This window comes from Pseudoxanthomonas kalamensis DSM 18571, from assembly GCF_010211745.1.
Lineage (GTDB): Bacteria > Pseudomonadota > Gammaproteobacteria > Xanthomonadales > Xanthomonadaceae > Pseudoxanthomonas_A > Pseudoxanthomonas_A kalamensis.
Genome location: NZ_PDWQ01000004.1, coordinates 137,276 through 161,157 on the forward strand (window position 1 = coordinate 137,276; position 23,882 = coordinate 161,157).

Annotated in this window: 24 protein-coding genes; 4 read left to right on the forward strand and 20 right to left on the reverse strand. The window is 64.2% G+C overall.

The window, feature by feature from the left end; genetic code table 11:
* Positions 1-31: 31 nt before the first annotated feature.
* From CSC70_RS09225 to CSC70_RS09235, 3 genes are all read right to left on the reverse strand, one after another.
* Positions 32-418: a hypothetical protein gene (locus CSC70_RS09225; protein WP_130522599.1), complete on the reverse strand. Its 387-nt coding sequence runs from the start codon at positions 416-418 to the stop codon at positions 32-34.
* Positions 419-527: 109 nt separating this feature from the next.
* On the reverse strand, positions 528-2,918 hold the full coding sequence (locus CSC70_RS09230; protein ID WP_130560917.1) for a heavy metal translocating P-type ATPase: 2,391 nt from the start codon (positions 2,916-2,918) through the stop codon (positions 528-530).
* A 109-nt stretch (positions 2,919-3,027) separates the two neighbouring features.
* On the reverse strand, positions 3,028-4,980 hold the full coding sequence (locus CSC70_RS09235) for a cytochrome c/FTR1 family iron permease (protein WP_234852499.1): 1,953 nt from the start codon (positions 4,978-4,980) through the stop codon (positions 3,028-3,030).
* A 192-nt stretch (positions 4,981-5,172) separates the two neighbouring features.
* On the opposite strand from CSC70_RS09235, the gene CSC70_RS09240 reads away from it, so the two are divergent.
* The gene (locus CSC70_RS09240) at positions 5,173-5,616 is read left to right on the forward strand and encodes a MerR family transcriptional regulator (protein WP_130560916.1); all 444 of its coding nucleotides are present in this window, start codon (positions 5,173-5,175) and stop codon (positions 5,614-5,616) included.
* 37 nt (positions 5,617-5,653) lie between these two features.
* Entirely contained in the window at positions 5,654-7,300 is a 1,647-nt protein-coding gene (locus CSC70_RS09245; protein ID WP_130522602.1) for an NAD+ synthase, read from the forward strand.
* A 310-nt stretch (positions 7,301-7,610) separates the two neighbouring features.
* On the opposite strand, the gene CSC70_RS09250 is transcribed toward CSC70_RS09245, so the two are convergent.
* Positions 7,611-7,823: a hypothetical protein gene (locus CSC70_RS09250; protein WP_130522603.1), complete on the reverse strand. Its 213-nt coding sequence runs from the start codon at positions 7,821-7,823 to the stop codon at positions 7,611-7,613.
* A gap of 93 nt (positions 7,824-7,916) precedes the next feature.
* Here CSC70_RS09250 and CSC70_RS09255 point away from each other — a divergent pair, with 93 nt between their 5' ends.
* Positions 7,917-8,585, forward strand: coding sequence for an arginase family protein (locus CSC70_RS09255; RefSeq protein WP_205956140.1), 669 nt, complete (start codon positions 7,917-7,919; stop codon positions 8,583-8,585).
* A gap of 86 nt (positions 8,586-8,671) precedes the next feature.
* Here the strand turns inward: CSC70_RS09255 and CSC70_RS09260 are convergent, their stop codons facing one another.
* From CSC70_RS09260 to CSC70_RS09335, 16 genes are all read right to left on the reverse strand, one after another.
* The gene (locus CSC70_RS09260) at positions 8,672-8,968 is read right to left on the reverse strand and encodes an EF-hand domain-containing protein (protein ID WP_130522605.1); all 297 of its coding nucleotides are present in this window, start codon (positions 8,966-8,968) and stop codon (positions 8,672-8,674) included.
* A 27-nt stretch (positions 8,969-8,995) separates the two neighbouring features.
* Entirely contained in the window at positions 8,996-11,503 is a 2,508-nt protein-coding gene (locus CSC70_RS09265) for a heavy metal translocating P-type ATPase (protein ID WP_130522606.1), read from the reverse strand.
* The gene (locus CSC70_RS09270) at positions 11,490-11,897 is read right to left on the reverse strand and encodes a heavy metal-responsive transcriptional regulator (protein ID WP_130522607.1); all 408 of its coding nucleotides are present in this window, start codon (positions 11,895-11,897) and stop codon (positions 11,490-11,492) included. Before CSC70_RS09270 ends, CSC70_RS09265 begins: the two co-directional genes overlap by 14 nt.
* 15 nt (positions 11,898-11,912) lie before the next feature.
* A complete protein-coding gene (locus tag CSC70_RS09275) occupies positions 11,913-12,221 on the reverse strand; it encodes a hypothetical protein (protein ID WP_130522608.1) in 309 nt (102 codons plus the stop codon).
* 172 nt (positions 12,222-12,393) lie between these two features.
* A complete protein-coding gene (locus CSC70_RS09280; protein ID WP_130522609.1) occupies positions 12,394-12,903 on the reverse strand; it encodes a DUF411 domain-containing protein in 510 nt (169 codons plus the stop codon).
* 10 nt (positions 12,904-12,913) lie between these two features.
* Positions 12,914-13,435 (reverse strand): YybH family protein, encoded by a 522-nt coding sequence (locus CSC70_RS09285; protein ID WP_234852501.1) that lies wholly within the window; start codon positions 13,433-13,435, stop codon positions 12,914-12,916.
* Positions 13,413-14,255 (reverse strand): c-type cytochrome, encoded by an 843-nt coding sequence (locus CSC70_RS09290; RefSeq protein WP_130522610.1) that lies wholly within the window; start codon positions 14,253-14,255, stop codon positions 13,413-13,415. The genes CSC70_RS09285 and CSC70_RS09290 overlap by 23 nt, the downstream gene beginning before the upstream one ends.
* A 47-nt stretch (positions 14,256-14,302) precedes the next feature.
* The gene (locus CSC70_RS09295) at positions 14,303-15,415 is read right to left on the reverse strand and encodes a copper resistance protein B (RefSeq protein WP_130522611.1); all 1,113 of its coding nucleotides are present in this window, start codon (positions 15,413-15,415) and stop codon (positions 14,303-14,305) included.
* A complete protein-coding gene (locus tag CSC70_RS09300; RefSeq protein WP_130522612.1) occupies positions 15,412-17,310 on the reverse strand; it encodes a copper resistance system multicopper oxidase in 1,899 nt (632 codons plus the stop codon). The genes CSC70_RS09295 and CSC70_RS09300 overlap by 4 nt, the downstream gene beginning before the upstream one ends.
* A gap of 123 nt (positions 17,311-17,433) precedes the next feature.
* Positions 17,434-17,880 carry a CopL family metal-binding regulatory protein gene (locus tag CSC70_RS14895; RefSeq protein WP_162456374.1) on the reverse strand — a complete coding sequence of 149 codons (447 nt, stop codon included), beginning with the start codon at positions 17,878-17,880 and terminating at the stop codon, positions 17,434-17,436.
* A 382-nt stretch (positions 17,881-18,262) separates the two neighbouring features.
* A complete protein-coding gene (gene arsJ / locus CSC70_RS09310; protein WP_130522613.1) occupies positions 18,263-19,498 on the reverse strand; it encodes an organoarsenical effux MFS transporter ArsJ in 1,236 nt (411 codons plus the stop codon).
* 4 nt (positions 19,499-19,502) lie between these two features.
* Positions 19,503-20,507, reverse strand: coding sequence for an ArsJ-associated glyceraldehyde-3-phosphate dehydrogenase (locus CSC70_RS09315; RefSeq protein ID WP_162456375.1), 1,005 nt, complete (start codon positions 20,505-20,507; stop codon positions 19,503-19,505).
* Positions 20,508-20,540: 33 nt separating this feature from the next.
* Complete coding sequence (locus CSC70_RS09320) at positions 20,541-21,038, reverse strand: arsenate reductase ArsC (RefSeq protein ID WP_130522615.1); 498 nt, start codon at positions 21,036-21,038, stop codon at positions 20,541-20,543.
* 24 nt (positions 21,039-21,062) lie between these two features.
* Entirely contained in the window at positions 21,063-22,130 is a 1,068-nt protein-coding gene (gene arsB, locus CSC70_RS09325; protein ID WP_379655385.1) for an ACR3 family arsenite efflux transporter, read from the reverse strand.
* Positions 22,127-22,471, reverse strand: coding sequence for an ArsR/SmtB family transcription factor (locus tag CSC70_RS09330; protein WP_130522616.1), 345 nt, complete (start codon positions 22,469-22,471; stop codon positions 22,127-22,129). Before CSC70_RS09330 ends, arsB begins: the two co-directional genes overlap by 4 nt.
* A gap of 172 nt (positions 22,472-22,643) precedes the next feature.
* Positions 22,644-23,000: a helix-turn-helix domain-containing protein gene (locus tag CSC70_RS09335; protein ID WP_130522617.1), complete on the reverse strand. Its 357-nt coding sequence runs from the start codon at positions 22,998-23,000 to the stop codon at positions 22,644-22,646.
* A gap of 94 nt (positions 23,001-23,094) precedes the next feature.
* On the opposite strand from CSC70_RS09335, the gene CSC70_RS09340 reads away from it, so the two are divergent.
* Positions 23,095-23,865 (forward strand): hypothetical protein, encoded by a 771-nt coding sequence (locus CSC70_RS09340; protein ID WP_130522618.1) that lies wholly within the window; start codon positions 23,095-23,097, stop codon positions 23,863-23,865.
* Positions 23,866-23,882: the final 17 nt, after the last annotated feature.

Here is a 23,882-nt window from a genome sequence, read left to right on the forward strand (position 1 = left end):
CGCTCCGCGCCAAAGGGGCAAAACACCTGACTCAGGCGATCGGCGGCCTCAGTTCCAAGGGTTGCGACGCGCTGGGCGGCAACCCGGACGTACGCATAGGCAGCGCCTGCGGCACGAGCACAACCACGATCTGCGTATCCGGCACCATGGCGGCAGCATGATGGCAACCGCAGTGACTGCAAGCGGCATGCCCGAGCTTGAGCTTCGTGGAATCGTCATTACCGCTATCCAGCGGCGATGCCTTCACCGCCACGGCATGGCTGCCATCCGTGCCGAAGCCCATGTCCGCGAAATCGTGCTTCGCACAGGCGGCCGCCGCGCCGATCTTCAGGGCGAAGATCAGCAGCACCAGTACCGCCAGCCGCGTGGAAGCGCGCAGGCGGGCCAGCAGCAGGCAGGAGGAGGCGACCGGGTTCATCCTGCCAGCCTAGCCGGTGCCACGGACGTTATAAAATCTCATCAGGCCGGTTCCCGGGAGCGGGTCATGCCGTTCCTCGCTCGTGGACACATGCGCGACGGTATCCACGTCACTTCCTCAGCAGGCGCATGCCGTTGCCCACCACCAACAGGCTGGCGCCCATGTCGGCGAACACCGCCGCCCACATCGTGGCCTGACCGGTAAAGGTCAGCACCAGGAATACTGCCTTGATGCCCAGCGCCAGGGTGATGTTCTGCGTCAGCACGTGAGCGGTGGCGCGCGACAGCCGGATGAAGGCCGGAATCTTGCGCAGGTCGTCGTCCATCAGGGCCACGTCGGCGGTTTCGATCGCGGTGTCGGATCCAGCCGCGCCCATGGCGAAGCCGATGTCGGCCCGTGCCAGGGCCGGGGCGTCGTTGATGCCGTCGCCAACCATGCCGCTGGTACCCTGTGCGGCGAGCGCTTCGACCTCGCGCAGCTTGTCTTCGGGTAGCAGGTTGCCTTGGGCGCGGTCGATACCGACCTCACCGGCGATGGCCTGCGCCGTGTGCGGGTTGTCCCCGGTCAGCATCAGGGTCTTGACCCCGAGCGCGTGCAAGTCGGCGATCGCCTGTCGGCTGCTGTCCTTGACCGTATCGGCGACCGCGAACACCGCCTGCACGCCGTCGCTGCCTACGACGGCGACCACGCTCTTGCCTTGGGCTTCCAAGGCCGCGAACTGCGCTTCCAACTCGGCGGAACTGGCACCCAACTCCTGCACGAGCCGGTGATTGCCCAGGTGGTAGAGCGACCCAGCGACGCGGCCACTCACGCCGCGGCCCGGCAGTGCAGCGAACTCCTCGACCTCTTGCATCGGCACGCTGTCATTCTGTCCCGCCACGGCGATGGCCTTGGATACAGGATGATCGGAACGCGCCGCCAGGCTGGTCGCTATGGCGCGCACGCGGGTCGCATCAGCCTGGCCCCAAGCCGCGAAATCGGTCTGTTTAGGCTTGCCGTGGGTGATCGTTCCGGTTTTGTCCAGCGCCAACCACCGCAGCTTGCGGCCATTCTCCAGGTACACGCCGCCCTTGATCAGGATGCCGCGTCGCGCCGCCGCGGCCAGACCGCTGACGATGCTCACCGGGGTGGAGATCACCAGGGCGCAGGGACAGGCGATCACCAGCAGCACCAGGGCCCGGTACGTCCAGTCCAGCCAGTCCGCGCCCATCAAGAGCGGCGGCACCACCGCCACGCCCAGGGCGACGGCAAACACCAGCGGGGTGTACCAGCGCGCAAACTGATCGACGAAACGCTGGGTCGGCGCACGATTGCCCTGCGCGGCTTCGACCGCGTGGATGATGCGGGCCAAGGTGGAATCGCTGGCCACGGCGGTAACGCGATACTCCAGGGAACCTGCTTCGTTGATGGTGCCGGCGAATACCGGGTCGCCTTCGGCCTTTTCGACCGGCAGGCTCTCGCCGGTGATCGGCGCCTGGTTGACCGTCGAACGGCCGAGCACCACCATGCCGTCCAGCGCTATGCGTTCGCCGGGCTTGACCCGCACTCGGCTGTCGAGTGCGACGGCCTTGGCATCCACCTCGATCCAGCGCTGATCGTCTTGCAGAACGGTGACACGTTCGGGCGTGAGATCCATCAGGCCGCGTATCGCATTGCGGGCGCGATCCAGCGACTTGGCCTCGATCACCTCGGCCAACGCGAACAGCACCATCACCATCGCCGCCTCGGGCCAATGGCCAATGAGCATCGCGCCCGTGACAGCGATCGACATCAGGGCGTTCATGTTGAGATTGCGGTTCTTGAGCGCAATCCAGCCCTTCTTGTAGGTCGACAGACCGCCAGTCCCGATGGCGACCAACGCCAGCGCGATGACCAGCCACGTCGGGGCGCCGAGCCAAGACACGACTTCGGCCAGGATCGCCGCCACACCGGAGACGGCCAATGGCCACCACGCGGTGCGTGTCGGTACCGGCGCGCCCGGCTCTGCGCCACCTTGGCTGCCCACCACCTCGGCCTCGAAGCCCAGCGACTTCAGGCCGGTCAGCACGTCAGGCAAGGCCTCGGCCGCGTGACGCACGGTCAAGGTGCGCTGCACGAGGTTGAAGGCCAGCGACGCCACCCCGGGCATGCCGCCGAGTTTGCCGCGGATCAGGCCTTCCTCGGTGGGGCAATCCATCTTCGCGATACGCAGTGCTGTTTCCACGTCGGAGGACGGCGTATCCATGGGCGCCGCCTGCATGCCGATCGCGGCCAGCGCTTCGTCCACGGGCGTCAGCGCAGACAAGGTGTGGTGCACCGACAACGTCCGTTGCACCAGATTGAATTCCAGATCCGTCACTCCCTGGACTTGGCCGAGCTTGTTGCGGATCAGCGCCTCTTCGGTGGGGCAGTCCATGTTCTGGATGCGATAGCGCATCGGCGACCGGACGGCCGCTGCTGCGGGCACCGTCGTCGTTGCCACTGCCTGCGTGCTACCGCAGCTATTGCAGGTGTCGCTCATCGCGTGGGTTCCTCCATGCAGGCCTGTAGGGTCTGCGGGATCGATCGCATCTGGAAGGCGTCGCGCCGAGCGCCGTCCCTGCTGCCGCGCGCAGGCCACATGCCGTGCCTCATTGTTCCACTCGTGCGGACACGCGCGAGGTGCGGGCGTTGAAGTAGAAGCCGCCGATGGCGATGACCGCGACAGTCACTTGCGCTAGCAGCGACTGCCAGGACGGATACACGCCGAGCCAATCGATTCTCGGAGCAGCGACCAGGGCCTGGCCTATCCAGCCGGCCTCCTGCAGCGCCGCCACGCCCTTGCCAACGAGCACAACCGCGAGCACCGCAATCAGGATCGAGCTGATCGAGAAGAACTGGCCGATTGGCAAACGCTTGCTCATGCGCAGCATCCAATAGGCGACCGCCGCGAGCACGACGCAGCCCGCCACTAGTCCGCCGAGAATCGCGGTGCTGTTCTCCTGGCTCCACATCGCGATGAAGAACAAGATCGTTTCGAACACTTCGCGATAGACCGCGACGAAGGCCAGCAGGAACAGGAACACCGCCGAGCGTCGCGTCAGCGCCGCCGACACCTTGGCGTGCAGATACTGTTGCCAGCGGCCGGCCAGGCTCTTCTGGTGCATCCAAATCCCCACGCTCAGCAGCACCGCGGCAGCGAACAATGCGGAGACGCCTTCAGTCACCTCGCGATTGGCGCCGCTCACATCGACCAGGTGGGTGGCGATCGCCCAGGTCGCCACGCCCGCCAGCAACGCGCCGATCCAGCCGGCGTGCACCGCCGGCAGGACCTCGCGGCGCTCGGCCTTGCGCAGAAAGGCGATCATGCCGATCACGATCAACAACGCCTCAATGCCTTCGCGCAACAGGATGGTGAAGCTGCCGAGGAACGCCGTGGTGCGATCGGTATGCGCGTCCTGCAGCACGCCCTCGGCGCGGTCGAAGAGTCCGGTGACCTGCGCGGCCTGCACGGTCGCGTCGGCCACCGGCACGCGCCGGCCGATCATGTCGCGATAGCGCGCCATCGTCGTTTCCAGCTCCCGCATCAGCGCGTTGTCGCGGGCGGCGAGCGTGGGTTCGACCGGCTCCACCCCATCCAGGTACGCCGACAAGGCCGCGGTCTTCGCCTGCACGGCATCGCCGGCCTCGTAGGCGCTGAGGCTTTCGGCCATGCGTTGGCGGGCCAGCGTGAACGGCCCGGCCGCCACGCCTGACGCCGGGTGCTGCAGCGCCTGCGGGTGCGCGCGCAGGTAGGCAACGATCGCCCGCGCTTGTGCCGCCTCGCTGCCGGCGGCCACCAGATCCGCCTCGCTGGTGCGGGTCAGCGCTTCCAGCGTGGGAATGCGCTGGCGCCAGGCGGGATCCTCGCGCCACAGGGTTTCACCCTCGGCCCGCGCCTGCGGCGAATGCGCCAAGCTGCCGACATGGAACGCCAACGCCCAGCGATCAGCCTCGGGCAGCGACGCGAAGCTGGTCATGGCCGTGCCCTGGATGCCTTGCGAGATCGCCTCGTACAAGGCGAAGGGCGTGCGCCGGGCGGCGCGGGTGGCATCGGTGAAGGCGATCGGGGGCGGATCCAGGCTCGCCGCGGCCGGCCCGTCGCCAGCGCCTGACGGGCCGTGGCAAGCGGCACACTGCGCGGCGTACAGATCCGCGCCGTGGGCAGGATCAGGAGGCGTCGCCGGCACGGCACCCACCGGATAGCTGGCCAGCAGGCCGTCTGCCAACTGGTGCGCCAACGAGGCGACGTGCCCAGCATCGGCCTTACCCTCGACGGCTGCGACCAGTTGATCCGCCTGGCCGATCAGCGCCGCTTGGCCCGGCGTGGTCGGCAGCACCGCCAATTGGCTCCGCACGGCGCCTGCAAACTCGCGCATCTCTGCGTACTCGGCCTCGGACACGACGCGTCCGGCTTGCACGGCCGCGCTGTAGTCGACAGCCACATAGTCCAGCAATTGCCAGGTCTGGCGCGGATTCACTGCCGACGTGGGGGCCCCAAAGACCGGCAGGCACATCGAGGCCAACAACGCGATCAGCAAGCCACGGCAAAAGGAGTTCGTCACGGGAAGCGCCTGGATGGGAGAGAGTCGAAAACGGGAATGGGAACCAGTTGCAATTGCACAGGGTAAACCCCGTACCACCTACAGAGTCAAGCGGCTGTATTCCCTGGCATGGCGACTTCGTTGTTGCAGGGCATAGCACCCGTAGGCCCCACAGGGTAAAGTCCGTAGCCGCTATAGGGTCAAGAGGCGTCGATGAAGATCAGCGAAGCGGCCGAATCCAGCGGCTGCCATCTGGAAACCATCCGCTATTACGAGCGCGTGGGGCTCATGCCCAAACCGCACCGGACCGCCAGCGGTTACCGCGAGTACCGCGACGAGGAGGTGGATCGGCTGCGCTTCATCACCCGCAGCCGCAACCTGGGCTTCAGCCTGGACGAGATCCGCAGTCTGTTGCGGTTGGAGCACAACCGCATGTTGTCCTGCGCCGAGATCGATGCCATCGCCCGCGAGCATCTGGCCGATGTCCGTAGCAAGGTCCGCGAACTCAACCGCATCGCCCGCGAACTGGACCGCACGATCAACGCGTGTTCGGGCGGCGCCCGCGGCCAATGTTCGATCCTGGCCACCTTGCGCGAACCACCGCCGGCCAAGCGGACAGAGAAAGCAGCAAATGTGCGTCGGACCAGGCAAGCGTGAAGCGTCCCGCAGCCCGATGCAATGACCGAAACCGCGCATGAGCCTGCGCATCGCATTGGTCCAGGCGGACTTTCCGGTCGGAGACCTCGACGGCAATGCCGCTCGCATTGCCGAACGGATCGCCGAGGCGCGCGATCTCTACCGCGCCGACTTGGTGCTCTTTCCCGAACTCACAGTCAGCGGCTATCCGCCCGAGGATCTGCTGCTACGACCGCAGTTCCTGTCCGACTGCGTCGCCACGTTGCACCGCGTCGCGCAAGAGGTCACTGGGATCGTGGCCGTAGTGGGCTGGCCGGAAGCTGTCGGCGCTGTGGTCTACAACGCACTGAGTGTGCTGCGTGAAGGCGCCGTTACCACGACCTATCGCAAGCGCGATCTACCCAATTACGCGGTCTTTGATGAGCGGCGTTACTTCGCTGTCGATCCCGATGGTGGGCCATGCGTCTTCGACGTCAACGGCGTCACCGTGGGCGCGATGATTTGTCAGGACTTGTGGGGATTGGAGCCCACGTTTGAAACCGTCGCGGCCGGCGCTCAGCTGATCCTGATCCCGAATGCTTCGCCATTCGAGCGCGACAAACATGCTGAGCGCGATGCACTGCTCGCCGAGCGCGCCCGCGCGAACCAAGTCGCGCTCGCATACGTCAATGTCGTCGGTGGCCAGGATGCGATCGTGTTCGATGGCGCGTCCCTGCTCGCCGACGCCAATGGCCACGTACACCCGGCGGCCATTGCCTTCGAGGAACACGCACTGGTTGCTGATTTCGATCCGCATTCACGTAGCTTTACCCCAGTCGCGTGGCCGATCGACACCGATGTCGGCCGCGACGCGGTCGCCTGGCGGGCAATCGTGCGGGGGCTAACGGACTACTGCAGCAAGAACGGCTTCGATCGGGTCTGGGTCGGCCTGTCCGGCGGACTGGATTCGGCGGTCGTGCTGGCGATGGCCGTCGATGCGCTCGGCGCCGACCGGGTCACCGCCGTGCGCCTGCCATCGCGCTACACCAGTGCGTTGAGCAACGATCTGGCCGCCGCGCAATGCGCGGCCCTGGGCGTGGCACTACGGACGGTGCCGATCGACGCACCGTTTCAGGGCTACCTCGACACGCTCAGTGGTCTGTTCGCGGGTACGACGATCGATGCGACCGAAGAGAACCTGCAATCTCGCGCGCGCGGCGCGGTGCTGATGGCGCTGAGCAACAAGCTTGGCGGGTTGCTGCTGACCACTGGCAACAAGAGCGAGTACGCGGTCGGCTACACCACGATCTACGGCGACATGTGCGGCGGCTATGCCCCGCTCAAGGACGTGTACAAGACCGAGGTGATCGCACTGGCACGCTGGCGCAATACCGTGGGCGGCGCACCGGTCATTCCACCCGAGGTGATCGCCCGGCCGCCGACGGCAGAACTGCGCGAGCATCAGACCGATCAGGACACGTTGCCGCCCTACGACGTACTCGACGCAATCCTGTTCCGCCACATCGATCAGGAGCAGTCGCGCGAGGAGATCCTGGCGGCCGGATTCGCCGCTTTCGTTGTCGACCCGGTGCTGGAGCTGGTGCACCGCCACGAATGGAAGCGGCAGCAGGCGGCGCCGGGACCGAAGATCTCGCGCCGGGCGTTTGGACGCGAACGGCGTTACCCGATCACCAATGCCTATGCTCAGGTGTTCCCCACACCGTGATCCCACGAGCAACGTTAACCGCTACCTCGGAACCGCCACCCGCCCTTTCCGCACCTTGAACCGCGTGGCATTCAGATGCTGACCATCCTCGCGCCGTCCCGAAAACGTGCCTAGCCCGAGGAACAACGGTGAGCAAACCAGCTACTCAATCGGGCTTTGTCAAGCTCCCCACGATCCTCACGCAGTTAGTCGTGGATGTCGGCGCCGCACTGGCCGTGCTGATCGCGACGGCCACGCCGTCAGTGTTCAAACCGGCGGGCGACCCATCGCGGTTGGGCGACGAAAGCCGCCCGCTAGTTGATCGCATCACTCAGATCTTGAAATCATCGAAAGCCACGTGGCTTTCCGGAACCTCCAGTTCCGCCAGCATGTGGCGGGTAGCCGACAGCATCGCCGGGGGGCCACACAAATAGAAATCGCACGATTGCAGGTCGGGATGGCCTTGCAGCAGATGATGGGACGCCGCCTCGTGCACCAGTCCCTGCAACAGCGCATCGTCGCATTCGGCGGCTTCCGAAATCACCAGGTGCCAGGTGAAATTGGAGCTCCTCGACCTGCCCTTTCAAGGCAACTGAAATAACTGGCATCTGGGCATGGCCGCATCGACCCGCCGGGCTTGGCGGACACGCGCCGGTGGCACCAGGTGGTGCGCAAGGCGGACGAATCCGGTTCGCCGGGCGTCGCCCTGATGGGTTTGGCCAGCGATGAAGGCATCCGCCGCAATTCGGGCCGAATGGGTGCGATGCAAGGGCCGCTTGCGTTGCGGAAAATGCTGGCCAACCTGCCGGTGCTGCACGCCAGCGCGCTGTATGACGCCGGCGACGTAGCCTGCGAAGGCGAAGCACTCGATGACGCGCAGGCCCGTTATGCCGAACGCGCCAAGGCCCTGCTCGACGCCGGTCACTTCGTCGTCGGCATGGGCGGCGGACACGAAATCGTTTATGCAAGCTATTCCGGCCTGGCTTCGCATCTGGCGAACGCGCGGCAACGTATCGGCATCTTCAATTTCGATGCACACTTCGACCTACGCGAACAACCGCGCGCCAGTTCCGGCACGCCGTTCCTGCAAGCCATCGAGGACGCGCGACGCCTGGGCCACGACGTTCGCTACCACTGCCTTGGCGTCAGTCGAACGAGCAATACGCCAGACTTGTTCGCCGTGGCCGACAGGGTCGACGCGCGCCATATCCAGGACGACGCGCTATCATGGACGTGTGCCGAATTGTCGCCACCACTGGACATCGACAACGCGACCGCGCGCGTGGCAGCACGACTCATCCACTGAGTCGTCGGTCGCCGCTGAGCCGTATCGTGGAAGACGGGTTTCGGCTTCGGCCGCAACCGCTACCGAAACCCGTTCACCGCAAAGCGTCACATGCCTTTGCCGGCGGCGAACTCTTTCGGGCTCAGGCGACCATCCTTGTTGGCATCCAGCATGCCGAAATGCGGGCCGAGGCGGTGCTTGGCCAACTCGGCCTTGGACAGCGTGCCATTCTTGTCCGTATCAAGCGTGGTGAACTCGTCCGGCTTGGCATCCATCTTCATCGCACCATGGTTCATCTTGCCGTGATCCATCTGGCCATGGTTCTGCGCTGGTGCCGTCGTTTGTGCCATCGCGGTGCCCGCAAAGAACAAGGATGCCGCCAATAGGGAAATCATCGTTTTCATCGTTCTACTCCAGTGGAAAGTGGGACCTTAGTGACAGGACGAGCCGCCCGCGGACCCGGCGGGACGGAGCGTAGTGGTGGTAGCGGGTTCGGCAGTCGGCATCCGCGCAAGGCGAAGCGCGTTGGCAACCACCGATACTGAACTCAGGCTCATCGCCAGCGCGGCGATCATCGGGCTGAGCAGCAAGCCGAAGGCCGGGTACAACACGCCTGCGGCCACCGGCACGCCGATGGCGTTGTAGAGGAAGGCGAAGCCGAGGTTCTGCTTCATGTTGGCGACGGTTTCTTCGGAAATCGCCCGCGCCTGCAGGATCCGCCGCAGGTCGCCCTTGACCAGAGTCACCTGCGCACTGGACATGGCCACGTCGGTGCCGGTGCCCATTGCGATGCCGACATCGGCGGCGGCCAGCGCCGGCGCGTCGTTGATACCGTCGCCGGCCATCGCCACCCGCTTGCCCTGCGCCTTCAATGCCTGCACCAATTCCGCCTTGTCCTGCGGCTTGACGTTGCCGCGCACGTCGTCGATACCGAGCGTGCGGCCGACCGCTTCCGCGGTGGCTTGCGCGTCGCCCGAGGCCATGACGATATGCAGGCCCGCGGCGCGCAATTCGTTGAGCGCCGGCAGCGTGGTCGGCTTGACCGGATCAGCCACGGCGATGGCGCCGGCCAGGCGACCGCCGGAAGCCAGGTACATCACGCTCGCGCCCTGCCCGCGCAAACGTTCCACTGCATCGGCCAACGGCGCGACGTCGGCGCCAACGGATGCCATCAGCGCCTGGTTGCCGAGGACCATATCTTGGCCTTCGACGCGACCGCGCACGCCCTGCCCCGTCACTGAGTCGAAATCTTCGGCTGGCGTCAGCGTAACGCCACGACGCCGGGCTTCGGCGACGATCGCCTCGGCCAACGGATGTTCGCTGCCCTGCTCCAGACTGGCCGCCCATTGCAGCACTTGGTCGGCATTGAAGCCGTCCATAGTCAGGCTGTCCTGGAACGCCGGTTTGCCTTCGGTCAACGTACCGGTCTTGTCGACGACCAACGTATCGATCCTGCGCAGGTTCTCGATCGCTTCCGCATCGCGGAACAGCACGCCGGCGTGCGCGGCGCGACCGGTGGCGACCATGATCGACATCGGCGTGGCCAGTCCCAGCGCGCACGGACAGGCGATGATCAGCACCGACACGGCGTTGAGCACAGCATAGGTCCACGACGGCTCCGGTCCGAACAGGCCCCAGCCGAAGAACGTCGCCAAGGCCACGCCGAATACCGCCAACACGAACCAGAACGCGACCTTGTCGGCCATGCGCTGCATCGGTGCGCGCGAACGCTGCGCCTGCGTGACCAGTTGCACAATCTGCGCCAGCACGGTGTCAGAACCGATCTTCTCTGCGCGAATCACCAGGCTGCCGGTGCCATTGATCGTGGCGCCGATCACGCGGCTGTCTGCGGTTTTTTCCACCGGGATTGGCTCGCCGGTCAGCATCGATTCGTCGAGGTTCGAGCGCCCTTCCAGCACGACGCCATCGACCGGCACCTTCTCGCCCGGACGCACGCGCAGGCGGTCGCCGACATGCACGTGTTCGAGCGGCACGTCTTCTTCATCGCCACGATCGTTGATGCGTCGTGCGGTCTTCGGCGCCAATCCCAGCAATGCCTTGATCGCGGCCGAGGTCTTCGAACGTGCGCGCAATTCCAGCAACTGGCCCAACAGGGTCAGCGACACGATCACCGCTGCCGCTTCGAAATACACGCCGACGCGGCCGTGTTCGCGGAAGGAATCCGGGAAGACGCCGGGCACGAGCGTCGCCACCACGCTGTAGCCGAAGGCAGCGGCCACTCCCACGCCGATCAACGTGAACATGTTCGGGCTGCGGTTGCGGATCGACTGTACGCAGCGTTCGAAGAACGGCCAGCCGGCCCACAACACGACCGGCGCACTCAACGCGAGTTCCAGCCAAGTGCGCGCCTGCGTGGACAGGCCGGGGATGCGATGGCCGAACATGGCCAGTACCAGCACGACCACGCTGAGCGGCAGTGACCACCAAAAGCGATGACTGAAATCGCTCAGCTCAGGATTCTCTTCCTCGTCCAGGCTGGGCATTTCAGGTTCCAGCGCCATGCCGCAGATCGGACACGTGCCCGGCCCTTCCTGGCGGATTTGCGGATGCATGGGGCAGATATAGATCGTGCCCTTCGGCATCGCTGCCGGCACCTCGGGTTTCGGTGCAAGGTACTTGGCCGGTTCGGCGACGAACTTCTCGCGGCAACGCGCCGAACAGAAGTGATATTCGTTGCCCGCGTGACTGGCGTGGTGCGGCGTAGTGGCGGGGTCGACCTGCATGCCGCAGACCGGATCGGTCAGCGGATCCGCATTCGCGGCATCGGGTTTCTTGCTGGAACAACAGCCGTGCGCCGCATCGTGGTCGTGGTGCGCGGCCGGCGCCGGCGCGGTCGCCTTCGCATCGGACGAACAGCAGCCCTGTCCCGCGGCGTGGTGATGATGGTGGGGATGTTTGGAAGGATCAGGCGTGTTCATGTGTTTCCCCGACGAGCGCATTTAGGATGGGGCAACCCTGCAGTTCCCCGTGACCCGGACAGGCATCGACCAGGCTAACCAGGCCGTCGCGCAGGCGGGTCAGTTCCGCCAGCTTGGCTTCGACGCCGGCCAGCCGCGCTTGCGCGGCCTGCCTGACCTGGGCCATGTCGGAAGTACGGTCGCCCGACAGGCTCAGCAGATCGCCGATGTCGGCCAGGGTGAAACCGAGCGCCTTGGCGCGCTGGATGAACTGCAGTCGCGCCACGTCGTCCTGGCCGTAGTTGCGGTAGCGCGATTCCAGGCGCGCCGGCGATGGCAGGACGCCTTCCCGTTCGTAATAGCGGATGGTGTCCGGCGTGACGCCGGCCTGTTTCGCGAGTTGTCCGATATGCATGTCCCGGCTCCAAGGTCAGGCGTGGCGGATTTCCGCAGCCTCAATGACGCCGTCATGATTGCGGTCGATGCGGTCTCGGCACTTGGCCTGGCATGCTGCCGACATCTGCGGATTGTCGGTTTCGGCCGCCTCAAGGAGACCATCGCGATTGACATCGCGCTGGGCGAACTGGTGCTTCAAGAGGCGGGCCTGTTCGTCGGCCTTTTGATCGCACGTGGCAAGATGGATTTCGTGCGGCGTGGACTGACCCATGGCCAACGTGGTGAGGGGCGCCAGAGACAGCAAGCCGGCGCTGATTGCAAAGATGTGGGAAGCTATTTTCATGATCTGTCTCCAGCGACAAGTTCTGGAAGAATTCGGTTTTTCAGCTAGGTGACCCTGGCTGACAAGGCCAGCTTGCACTTTGGAGTTACCTCCAAGGTCAAGCGTTTTGTCTCGGATTCAGGAAAATATTTCGCCTTCATTCATGCAGGGATGTCCTAAGGCAAGATGGGCATCAATGCTGGGCGAAAGCCTGTGTGCTGCCATCACGGGCAACCTGCTCCACGGTGTACGGCTCCGTTCGCCCGTCCGGCAGTTCCATGCCCGGCGAACCGGCCGGCATGCCGGGAAGCACCAGTCCCTTCACGTCGGGCTTCCGCACCAGCAACCGCTTGATGTCTTCCGCCGGCACGTGGCCTTCGATGAAGTAGCCCGCCACTTCCGCGGTGTGGCACGACCCCTTGCCATACGGCACCCCAAGACGCTGTTTGATCGGGGTGACGTCGTTCTGGTTGTCCACCTGCACCGTGAATCCGGCTTGTCGCATGTGTTCGACCCATTGGTTGCAGCAACCGCAAGTGGGACTCTTGTGCACCAGTACCACTGGCAATGTTGGCGTGGCCGTTGCCTGCACCTCAGGCGATATGCGGGTACCTTCGGCGACGGTTGCAACCGGCTTGGCGCAGGCCGCCAGGGCAGTGCCGCCTAACAACACCAGGATCGGAAAAGCGTGACGAATCAACATGGCGGCTTCCTCAGCGTTTGGGTCGCGATGACCAATGGATGTGGACGATGCGCCAGCCCTGCGTCCCACGCTTGAGCACCATGGTCTCGGTACTGAGCAGGGTCAGGGGCTTGCCATCCTTGCTGGCATGCAATTCGCTTTCGCTGCCGACCCAAGCCAGTTCGCCCACCGCCTTTGCCGTGCGTTGCTTCAGCTGTACATGCGCGCCTTTCAGGAATTCCGCATCGTGCTTGGCATGCCCATCCAGGTATTCGGTCCTGGAGCGCTCGGCACCACCGCTTTCCAAGATCAGCACATCATCGGCCAACCAATTGCCGGCGCGTTTCAGGTCGCCAGCCTGCAATGCACTCGAGAAGGCTTCCACGACAGCGACAGCAGGCTTCGCTTCGGCGGCGATGGCGGGCTCGCTGGCCTTCGCATGCTGCGCGGGATCATGGGCTTGCGCGGCGAACGGCAGGGCCAGCAAGGTCAGGAAAACGATTCGATGGATCATGAGACTAATGCTCCGGTCAGTGTTGGTGATCGTGTCCATCGCTGGCCGGTTTGGTTTCGGGCATGTCCATGCCGGCATGCGGGTCGACGACCGCCGGCTTGGCTGTCGCAGAGACAGCCGGCTTGGCGGCAGGAGCAGCGGCGTGGACGTGCTCCTTGCCATCGGCATGGGTATGCACTTGGCCGCCGGCCGGTGCTTTGGTGTTCTTCGGCGCGTCGTCGTGCGGTGGCGTGCCCGGAGGATGCGGGTGCGGCTTCGCCTCGCTCATCGGCATGCCGGCCATCTCGTCGTGCCCCTCGCCTTCGGCATGCTCATGCTCCTCGCCCTCCTCCGCATGCGAATGGCCGCCGCTCTCGCCACCACCATGCGAGTGCCCTCCGCTGCTGGCGACCAAGGTTTCGTATCCCGCCTTGTTGAGCTTCGGCAATTCCTGCAGGAAGGCGGCCATGTTCCAGATGTATTCGTCATTCATGCTCTTGCCCCACGCCGGCATGCCGCTGGCCTTGATGCCGTGCTTGATCACCCAGAACGCTTCGGCTGCATCGACCGATTCCTTTGCGAGATTGGGCGGCGTCGGGTACAGGCCCTTGCTCAGTTCGGTTTCCTGCATGCCCGGGCCGAGATGGCAACCCGTGCACATGGCGTTGTAGTTACCGGCGCCTTGGCGAATGCGTGCCGGGTCATTGAGGTTGGCCGGCAGTTGCAGCTTGTGCGCGCGGGTGTCGATCGAGCGCTCGCGCAGCGTTTGCAGCACCGCATACACGGGCTTGGTGTGTGTGTCGTCGGCGCCGATGTTGTAGATGCCCGACCAGACGAAACCGGCCGTCCCCACGAGGGCGACACCGGACAGGAGGCTCATAGCGAGCAGGGACTTTCGTGTTACGAACGGCATGGTGATCTCCCCAATCAGAACCAGATGCGGATGCCCGCCACAAAGCGGGTGTCGTTGACGTCTTCACCTTCTTCACGGCGCAAATCCGCGGTGCGGCCGAAGGCTCGTTCATGGACTACTCCGAGGTAAGGCGCGAATTGCCGGGTGAACTCGTAGCGCAGGCGCACGCCGGCTTCGGCGGTGCTCAGGCCGGAACCGATGCCGCGGCGCGCGTCGTTCTTGCCGTAGACATTGACTTCAATCAGCGGCTGCAGGATCAGCCGGTTGGTCAGCAACGTTTCGTACTCAGCTTCCAGGCGCGCACCGGTTTGCCCGGATTGGCCGATGTAGGCCGTGGCCTCGACTTCGAACTTGTATGGCGCCAGGCCCTGCACGCCGATCGCGACGAAGTTCTGCGAATCGCCGGGCTTGAAGTCGTGGCGCATGCCGGCGACCACGTCCCACCAGGTCGAAACGCTGCGCCCGTAAAGCACTTCCAGATCGGCCGACTCGGTACGCCCATCGACCCGCTCGCCTTCGCTGCGCCACCACAGGCGGTCCAGGTCTGTGCCGATCCAGCCTTGTCCTTCCCAAGCCTGCCCCTTGCCCGGATCGGCATTCCAGCCTTCCAGGCGATTGAGTAGCGTATAGCTGTGGATGGCATTATCGAGGTGTTCCATGTGCTTGGAGGGCGGCATGGCGGCAGCGCGGTCGGCTTCGATGATCGGCGGAATCGGCGTGCGCGGCTCGCCAGGTGCCATCTCCATGTCGCCGTGCTGCATGCCGGGCATGGCTTCCATCGACATGCCGGCCATGTCATGCCCCATGCCAGCGTGGTCCATCGGCGGTGCGATTTCGGCGGGGGGCTCCGGCATCGCATGGTCCATCTTGGAATGATCCATCGGCATCGCGGCAGGTTTGGCTGCCGTGGCCGGTGCCATCGGGTGCCCGGCATGGGGATCCGCAACCGCAGGCTTGGCGGCTATTTTCGGCGCCGGCTCGGCTACTGGCTGCTTCTTCGCCGTCGGCTTGGTTTCGGTCGACGGCGACATCGGCATGGCCATCTTCGAATGGTCCATTTCCTGCGCCCCGGCGGGCAGTGCCGTTGCCAGCGCGATGCCCAGCAGTGAGGTCTTCAAGGCATTCATGCGACGCCCTCCCCTACCTGCACGGCCCGCATCATGCCTGCCTCCATGTGATAGAGCAGGTGGCAGTGGTAAGCCCACAGGCCCAATGCATCGGCACGCACGCGGTAACTACGCTTGCTGCCTGGCGGCATGTCCACGGTGTGCTTGCGCACCATGAAGTTGCCGGCGGCGTCTTCCACATCGCTCCACATGCCGTGCAGATGGATCGGATGGGTCATCATGGTGTCGTTGACCAACACGATGCGTACGCGCTCGCCGTAGTTGAGCCGCAATGGCGTCACCTCGGAGAACTTCTGCCCGTTGAAGCCCCAGGCGAACTTCTCCATGTGCCCGGTCAGGTGCAGTTGGATCTCTCGACCGGGATCGCGGCCATCCGGATCCTCGAACGTGCTCTTGAGCATCGAATAACTAAGCACGGTGCGGCCGTTGTCGCGCAGGCCGTTGCCCGGATCGTCGAGGCGCGAGCTGACGGTCATCGCCTGGTTGTCGAGCAGCGGGTTGCGCGTTTCGCTGGCCGGGTGTGTGACCATGCTCCCGGGGTCCATGTCCGCCATCGCGCCGCCTTTCATGCCGGCCATGTCATGACCCGCGTCCGGATCGGCATTGGCCGGCTTCGACTCCTGCGTCATCGCGCCGTGGTCCATGCCGGCCATGCCCATGTTGGCGCCGCAGCTCATTTCCATGCCCTTGCCGCCGGACATATCCATGCCGCCCATGCTTCCATGATCCATTCCCATGTCCTGCATGGTCAGCAACGGGCGCGGATCGATCGCCGGGACCGGTGCGCGCAGGCCTTCGCGCACCGCCAGCGTGCCGCTCACGTAACCGGTGCGGCCCATATCCTGGGCAAAGATCGTGAAGGCATCCTGCCCCGACGGCTCGACGATCACATCAAAGGTCTCAGCCACCGCGATGCGGAATTCGTCCACAGTCACTGGATGCACGTATTGCCCATCGGCGGCGACCACGGTCATCTTCAGACCCGGGATGCGCACGTCGAAATAAGTCATCGCCGAACCGTTGATGAAACGCAGCCGCACCTTTTCCCCGCTGCGGAACAGACCGGTCCAATTGCCCAACGCCGTGGTGCCGTTCATCAGATAGGTGTAGGTGTTCGCGTTGACGTCCGACAGGTCAGTCGGCGACATGCGCATCTGCCCCCACATCTTGCGATCCTCGACCGTGGCGGCCACGCCATCGCGCTTTGCATCGTTGAAGAAGTCCCCGACGGTGCGCATGTAGTAGTTGTCGTACATCGACATCTTCTTCAGCCGCGCGAACAGCCGTGTCGGATCCATGTCGGTCCAGTCGGACAGCATGACCACGTAGTCTCGATCGTAGGCGAAGGGTTCCGGTGCGATCGGATCGATGATCAGCGGCCCGTACAAGCCGGCCTGTTCCTGGAACGCCGAATGGCTGTGGTACCAGTAGGTACCGCCCTGGTTGACCGTAAAACGGTATTGATACGCCTCGCCACGGGCGATGCCGTTGAAACTCAGCCCTGGCACGCCGTCCATGTTGGCCGGCAGGATGATGCCGTGCCAATGGATCGAGGTTTCATTGCCGTGGATCGAGCCGGTGGGTAACGCGTTCGCCACGCGCAGGTTCACCGTGGTGCCTTCACGCCAGCGCAGGATCGGTGCCGGCAGCGAGCCGTTCACAGTGATCGCCGGCCGCACACGCCCGGTGAAGTCCATCGGGGTTTCGCCGATGGTCAGATCGAAGTCGGTGCCGGCCAGGACGTTGGCGTTGCCGGGGCCTTTCAGCGCCCAGCTGTTCTTGGGCCACAACCCCAACCCCAGCGCCGCACCACCGGCGGCCAGACCTTGCACGAAGCGGCGGCGCGATGGCTGGAATGCGCCATCTGCCGTCCAGCCGAATTTTTCGGAAAACATGGAAACTCCATCAACGCGTCCAGAGGATCCGGTGTTAAGACCGGAACAGCCTGCGATCCCATGCGGTTCACAGCACGGTAAAACACACGCAAGCGAAGGGGCGCCGCAGGCGCCTTGGGACACTTAGCCGATGGGAGGTCGGACCAGATGCGGCAACGTGGGATCCGCGTGACGGAGGGACAGCGGACGGACCACGTCCGAGTGCAGCGGGCCCACGCCAAAGGCGGCCACGGTCATGAGTGCAGCCGCAACGGCCTGCGTACAGGCGCATCGGCAGACACTGGACTTGCAGCAATCCGGGGTCGAGTGCTTGGTTTTTTGCGCCTGTTCAGCAGGCAGCGCTCCGACAGTATTCGACGAGGAGCGTTCTGCCGTCATCTGCGCCATGTCGTGGCAGGGCGAACTACTCGACATCGCCACAGTCATCGGGTGTGATCGGGTCTGTCCCGTCGACACGCTATCCGGTGAAGCGCCAGGCATCAGTATGACGGACGCAGCTGCCGTCCCTGCCCCATTCAGGATCAGGGCAACGATCAGCATCACGCGCAACAGGGCAGACCGCAACGTCATTCAAATACTCTACCCCAGTCTGGCAGTGCGGGCCAGTCACATCCAGACACGAGCAGTCTGGAGTTCACTTCCAGGTTATCGAAGTGTTACGTCGCCGAACGGAGTTCGTTCTCGCCTTTCTCGTACTGGTTGATTCGAGGGCTCGCTGCTGTGGGTCAATATTGGTAGGCGAGCTGCGGCGACTCCCCCTTCGCACCTACCCGGCGAGTGAGCTGGGCTTGAATGGCGACACTCGCAGACGTGGACGTCATCGAAGTTCCTTGGCCGAAGCAGTGTTGGGAAGTACAACGCGATGCCCAGTCAATGTCGATCGAAGGTCTGCATTGACGCCTGTCCTGGACAGTGTACGAGCCGGAATGCCTGGTTGATGCGTCCGTGGACGTCACGAGGACTCGACGTCCACAGCCGCCAAGGGTTTGTGCCGGGGGAGCGACAGGGAAATCGCGGCGGCGAGCCCTACCAGCACTGCCGAGATCCACAGGCACGCCGCCAAGCCCGCCACCTGGAATATCCACCCGGACAGCACGGTACCCAACAATCGGCCAAGCGCATTGGCCATGTAATAGAAGCCTACGTCGAGGGAAACGCCGTCTTCGCTGGCGTAGCTGACGATCAGGTAGCTGTGCAGCGAAGAGTTGATCGCGAACAGCACCCCGAATACCAGCAAGCCAACGACCAGGATCGTCTGTACGGACTCCTCACGCGCCAGCAGCATCGCCATCACCGCCGGCACGAGCGCCAGGATCGCCGCGCATACGAAAGCCGAGCGTCCGTCTGGCACCTTGCCGCTGCGCTTGCCGGTGAAATACGGCACCACCGACTGCACGATGCCGTAGCCGATGATCCATACGGCCAGAAAGCCACCGACCTGCCAGAAATCCCAGCCCAGCGTCTGCGCCAGGAACACCGGCAGCGCGACCACGAACCATACGTCGCGGGCACCGAACAGGAATAGCCGTGCTGCCGACAGCAAGTTGATCGCCCGGCTCTTGGAGAAGATGTCGCGGAACTTCGGCTTGTGCTTTGCCTTGCCCAGGTCGCGCTTGAGCAACGCCAGGCTCAACAGCCATACGATCAGCAGCACGCCGGCCATCAGCGCCACCGCCGGCGCAAACCCCATCGTGGTCAGCATGGCGCCGCCGAGGAAGAAGCCGATGCCCTTGAGCGCGTTCTTCGAGCCGGTCAGCGCCGCCACCCAGCGGAACAGGGCCCCCTGCTGATCGCCCGGCACCAGCAGCTTGATGCTGCTCTTGGCGCTCATCTTGTTGAGGTCCTTGGCGATGCCCGACAGCGCCTGCGCCGACATCACCCAGGGCACGGTCAGCCATGCGCCGGGCACCAGCAACATCGACAGGGCCACGACCTGCAGGGCCAAGCCGATGTTCATCGTCCGGTTGAGGCCGATCCGCGCGCCCAGCCAGCCGCCGACCAGATTGGTGACGACGCCGAAGATCTCGTAGAACAGGAACAGCAGCGCTACCTGCAACGGCGAGTAGCCCAACTGGTGGAAGTGCAGCACCACCAGCATGCGCAATGCACCGTCGGTCAAAGTGAAGGCCCAGTAGTTGCCCGTGATCAACAGGTACTGGCGAACATCGGGCGACAGGCGGGACAACATGGACTTACCCTGCCTGACCCACCAACTGGACCAACTCGGCGGTACGGTTCACGTAGCCCCATTCGTTGTCGTACCAAGCGTAGATCTTCACCTGGGTGCCATTGATCACCATCGTCGACAACGCGTCGACGATGCTGGAGCGCGGGTCGGTCTGGAAATCGATTGATACCAACGGCTGGGTTTCGTAACCCAGGATGCCGTTGAGCTCGCCCTCGGCGGCGGCCTGCAAAAACGCGTTGACTTCCTCGACCGTGGTCGGCCGCTCGACCTCGAACACGCAGTCCGTGAGCGAGGCATTGGTCAGCGGCACGCGCACGGCATGACCGTTCAACCGCCCCTTCAGTTCGGGGAATATCTCGGCGATCGCGGTGGCCGAGCCGGTCGAAGTCGGGATCAGGCTGCTGCCACAGGCCCGAGCGCGGCGCAGGTCCTTGTGGGGCGCATCGACGATGACCTGAGTGTTGGTCAGGCTGTGGATCGTGGTCAGGCTGCCATGGCGGATGCCCAGCTTTTCGTGGATCACCTTGACCACCGGCGCGAGGCAATTGGTCGTGCACGAGGCAGCCGAGACGATGCGGTGCTGGGCCGGATCGAAGCGCTGCTGGTTCACGCCCATGACGATGTCGAGCGCGCCGGCCGACTTGACCGGTGCAGTGACGACCACACGCTTCACGCCCTGGTCGAGGTAGGGCCGCAGCACGTCGGGTTTGCGGAACTTGCCCGAGGCCTCGATGACCACATCGCAGCCGGACCAATCGGTGGCGGCGATGTCCTTGTTGCGGGCCACCGGGATACGGACGCCATCGATCACGAGGGCATCGCCATCGGCGATCGCCTCGTGCTGCCAGCGGCCATGGATCGAATCGAAGTTCAGCAGGTGCGCCAGGGTGGCCGCGTCACCGGCCGGGTCGTTGATCTGAACGAAGGAAAGCGCGGGATTGCCCCAGGCGGCGCGCAGGGTCAGGCGCCCCATGCGACCAAAGCCGTTGATGCCGATGCGTAGAGTCATGGTGGCGTGCAGTCGAAAGGAAGACGAAAGGTATCAGGTGGACGCCGTGCCGATCTCGCGGACGCGGGTCTCCAGCACCAGGCGATCGAGGGCTTCGACCTTCAGCGCCATCAGCAACGCGATCCGGTGCTGCAACAGATGAAGTGCATTGGTGAAGGCGCGGCGCACCTGGTCCTCGGTGCCGGTGACTTCGGCCGGATCCGGGACGCCCCAATGCGCGGTGATCGGCTGGCCGGGCCACACCGGGCACGTCTCGCTGGCGGCACGATCGCATACGGTGATGACGATATCCATCTGCGGCGCATCCGGTTCGGCAAACTCGTCCCAGGCCTTGCTACGCAGGCTGTCGGTCGACAATCCGACGTCCTGCAATACCTTCAAGGTCATCGGATGGATCTGGCCGCGCGGCTGGCTGCCGGCGCTGTAGGCATTGAATCGTGTCTTGCCCAGTTGGTTGGCCAAGGCTTCGCCCATGATGCTGCGGGCGGAATTGCCGGTGCACAGGAACAGGAGGTTGTAGCGACGGCTCATGACAGGGTCTCGGGGTTGGGCAAATCAGGGGCGCGCTTCGTACCACGCCTTGGAGGCGGTCACGATGCGTACGACGGACAACATGACGGGAACCTCGACCAGCACGCCGACGACGGTCGCCAGCGCCGCGCCGGAGTGGACGCCGAAGACGCTGACGGCGGTGGCCACGGCCAGTTCGAAGAAATTGCTGGCGCCGATCAATGCGGAAGGTCCGGCCACGCAATGGGCAACACCGAACTTGCGGTTGAGCCAGTAGGCCACCCCGGCGTTGAGATACACCTGGATCAGGATCGGCACGGCCAGCATGGCGATGATCAGCGGTTGTGCGACGATCTGCCGACCCTGGAAGCCGAACAACAGAACCAGCGTGACCAGCAAGGCGCCAAGCGAGACCGGCCCCAGTCGCTTCAGCAGGGCTTGCAGCGCCGCCTCGCCACCTCGCTGCAGGATCCAGCGACGCAGGACCGCGGCGATCAGCACGGGCACGATGATGTAGAGCTCCACCGACAGCAGCAGCGTCGACCATGGCACGGTGATCGACGAAATGCCCAGCAGCAAGCCCACAACCGGGGCGAAGGCGAACACCATGATCGCGTCGTTGAGCGCGACCTGGCTGAGGGTGAATTGCGGCTCGCCCTCGCACAGATTGCTCCAGACGAACACCATGGCCGTGCATGGCGCCGCGGCCAGCAGGATCAGCCCGGCGATATATGAATCCAACTGATCCGCCGGCAGATAACGGGCAAAGACGTGGCGGACGAAGAGCCAGCCCAGCAGCGCCATCGAGAACGGCTTGACCGCCCAGTTGACGAATACGGTGACGCCGATGCCTTTCCAGTGCTGCTTGACCTGTCCCATCGCGCCGAAGTCGATCTTCAGCAGCATCGGGATGATCATCAACCAGATCAGTACCGCGACCGGCAGGTTGACCTTGGCGATCTCCATCGCGCCCAGCGCGGCAAAGCCGTCGGGAAACAGGTAGCCCAGTCCGGTGCCGACGACGATGCACAAGGCCACCCACAAGGTCAGGTGGCGCTCGAAACCGCCCATGCGCCGGGAAAGCGGTACCGGTGAAGCGATCGTCTCGTTCATGCCGCGTCCTTCCTCCGGCGCGTGGGCTCGCACACCTGGCTTGGCAGGCAGTTCGTGGCACCGCCACAGCAGTTGCGGGTCAGGAAGGCGATCAAATTGGTCATGGCCTCGAAGTTGGCGCGATAGCGCTTGAAGCGACCGCGCGCCTCGCACTCGATCAAACCGGCACCACTGAGCTCCTTCAGGTGGAAGGTCAGCGTGGCGCCGGGCAGCGACAGGGTCTCGGCGATCTCGCCGGCCAACCGGCCTTGGGGACCTGCCTCGACCAGCAGGCGGAAGACCGATAGCCGGGTGGTCTGGCCCAAGGCGGCGAGCGAGAGGGTTGCGTCTTTGATTTCCATTTTTCTAAAATAATCGAATATACGAAGCGTAGCAACCCGCGATGACAGGAAAACGACAGCCTGGCTGGCACTGGCCTCACCTTCTCCTGCTGGCCGGCTTGCCGCTGGTGGCGATGGTCGCCATCCGCCTGCATTTGCCCACCACCGCAGTACTGTTCGGCTGGGTGCCTAGCTATTCCGCGGCACTGCGTGATCTCTTCGCTTTTGGCGCCTTGTTAGCTTCGACCAGCTTGACCAGCTCTTTCTTCTTGCGCAGGGACAGGCCGTTCCACTGCAGCAGAAGTTCAGCGAGCAGGTCGTCCTCGGTATAGAGAAAGGCCGGCGGGATGCCCAGCACCTCGGCTAGCCGCTTAGCCCGTTTGAGCTGGGGTTCGTGCTTGCCGCGCTCGTATTGATTGATTGTGGGAGAGGCCACGGCAGGATCCAAGCCGGCAAGCACACCGAGTTGCGTCTGCGACAGGCCTGAGCGCTCACGCGCCTGGGCCAGTCGTAGCGCAAAAACCGGGTATTTTGCCGTTCGAGTCGTCACTACCACCCCCTAAGGAAGCCTTAAGGATGGCGGAAGTGACCGGTTCTTGGATACTAAGTTATTCTTAGAGCCCCAACAACCACCTCTGCCCTACATGGCGTCGCCCGCCCCCGCCACCGTCGATGAACTCGGGCTAAGAGGATGCCTGTACCTATGGGCGCTATTGACTGGGCAGGAATACCGCCTACCGATCGCGCAGACCAAGCGGATGACCCTGGTAGCTATGGGGTACTTACAGGAGCGCGGCGTCATCGAAGTGCCTTGGCCAGAGGCACGCTGGGAACTAAAGCCCGATGCCCGGATCACGCCGATCGAAGGCTTGCAGTGGCATCTGTCCTGGGCCGTGTATGAGCCGGAGCGGTTGGTCGATGCGCTGGATGACTACTTCAACTCCCTGGAACGCGACGACTTTACGACGGCAGAACGATTGCGGCTTTGGACCGAACTGGGATCCGCCGAGGCCGAACGTTTCTTCGAGCAGCAACTGCTGAAGCATCGGTTCTCCGGTGAGTGGGCACAGGACATCGCGTTCGCCTATCGGGAAAGCGGAGTAGTACTAACGGTAGCCCAGTGGCGCTACTGTGCCTGGGCGGCAGTACGGCGTGGCGCTTCCATGGCCATGCAGCACGGACCCCAGGTGGATGGCCTGCGCGACACGATCTATCAGGAAATACGCCGACGTGCGACTTCAGTAGCGAGCGGCACGTGGGATGGCTGTTCGTTTCCGCCCTTTAACCCGCAACCTGAAAGCGCATTGGGTCGCGGCTTCGTTCATAGGCTGACGCGCTTGGGACAACTCTATTGGACAGGGTGGCCAAGTACAGAGGTGTTGATTGGCCACGGTCTCGAACATTGTCGTGTTTAACAGATGCTGCGGATCGT

What these genes read in the sequence shown, in the direction of transcription:
- CSC70_RS09225 (WP_130522599.1), bottom strand. Translation starts at nt 418, where the DNA reads ATGAACCCGGTCGCCTCCTCCTGCCTGCTGCTGGCCCGCCTGCGCGCT.
- CSC70_RS09230 (WP_130560917.1), bottom strand. Translation starts at nt 2,918, where the DNA reads ATGAGCGACACCTGCAATAGCTGCGGTAGCACGCAGGCAGTGGCAACG.
- CSC70_RS09240 (WP_130560916.1), top strand. Translation starts at nt 5,173, where the DNA reads ATGAAGATCAGCGAAGCGGCCGAATCCAGCGGCTGCCATCTGGAAACC.
- CSC70_RS09245 (WP_130522602.1), top strand. Translation starts at nt 5,654, where the DNA reads ATGAGCCTGCGCATCGCATTGGTCCAGGCGGACTTTCCGGTCGGAGAC.
- CSC70_RS09260 (WP_130522605.1), bottom strand. Translation starts at nt 8,968, where the DNA reads ATGAAAACGATGATTTCCCTATTGGCGGCATCCTTGTTCTTTGCGGGC.
- CSC70_RS09265 (WP_130522606.1), bottom strand. Translation starts at nt 11,503, where the DNA reads ATGAACACGCCTGATCCTTCCAAACATCCCCACCATCATCACCACGCC.
- CSC70_RS09270 (WP_130522607.1), bottom strand. Translation starts at nt 11,897, where the DNA reads ATGCATATCGGACAACTCGCGAAACAGGCCGGCGTCACGCCGGACACC.
- CSC70_RS09275 (WP_130522608.1), bottom strand. Translation starts at nt 12,221, where the DNA reads ATGAAAATAGCTTCCCACATCTTTGCAATCAGCGCCGGCTTGCTGTCT.
- CSC70_RS09280 (WP_130522609.1), bottom strand. Translation starts at nt 12,903, where the DNA reads ATGTTGATTCGTCACGCTTTTCCGATCCTGGTGTTGTTAGGCGGCACT.
- CSC70_RS09285 (WP_234852501.1), bottom strand. Translation starts at nt 13,435, where the DNA reads ATGGACACGATCACCAACACTGACCGGAGCATTAGTCTCATGATCCAT.
- CSC70_RS09290 (WP_130522610.1), bottom strand. Translation starts at nt 14,255, where the DNA reads ATGAGCCTCCTGTCCGGTGTCGCCCTCGTGGGGACGGCCGGTTTCGTC.
- CSC70_RS09295 (WP_130522611.1), bottom strand. Translation starts at nt 15,415, where the DNA reads ATGAATGCCTTGAAGACCTCACTGCTGGGCATCGCGCTGGCAACGGCA.
- CSC70_RS09300 (WP_130522612.1), bottom strand. Translation starts at nt 17,310, where the DNA reads ATGTTTTCCGAAAAATTCGGCTGGACGGCAGATGGCGCATTCCAGCCA.
- CSC70_RS14895 (WP_162456374.1), bottom strand. Translation starts at nt 17,880, where the DNA reads ATGACGTTGCGGTCTGCCCTGTTGCGCGTGATGCTGATCGTTGCCCTG.
- arsJ (WP_130522613.1), bottom strand. Translation starts at nt 19,498, where the DNA reads ATGTTGTCCCGCCTGTCGCCCGATGTTCGCCAGTACCTGTTGATCACG.
- CSC70_RS09315 (WP_162456375.1), bottom strand. Translation starts at nt 20,507, where the DNA reads ATGACTCTACGCATCGGCATCAACGGCTTTGGTCGCATGGGGCGCCTG.
- CSC70_RS09320 (WP_130522615.1), bottom strand. Translation starts at nt 21,038, where the DNA reads ATGAGCCGTCGCTACAACCTCCTGTTCCTGTGCACCGGCAATTCCGCC.
- arsB (WP_379655385.1), bottom strand. Translation starts at nt 22,130, where the DNA reads ATGAACGAGACGATCGCTTCACCGGTACCGCTTTCCCGGCGCATGGGC.
- CSC70_RS09330 (WP_130522616.1), bottom strand. Translation starts at nt 22,471, where the DNA reads ATGGAAATCAAAGACGCAACCCTCTCGCTCGCCGCCTTGGGCCAGACC.
- CSC70_RS09340 (WP_130522618.1), top strand. Translation starts at nt 23,095, where the DNA reads ATGGCGTCGCCCGCCCCCGCCACCGTCGATGAACTCGGGCTAAGAGGA.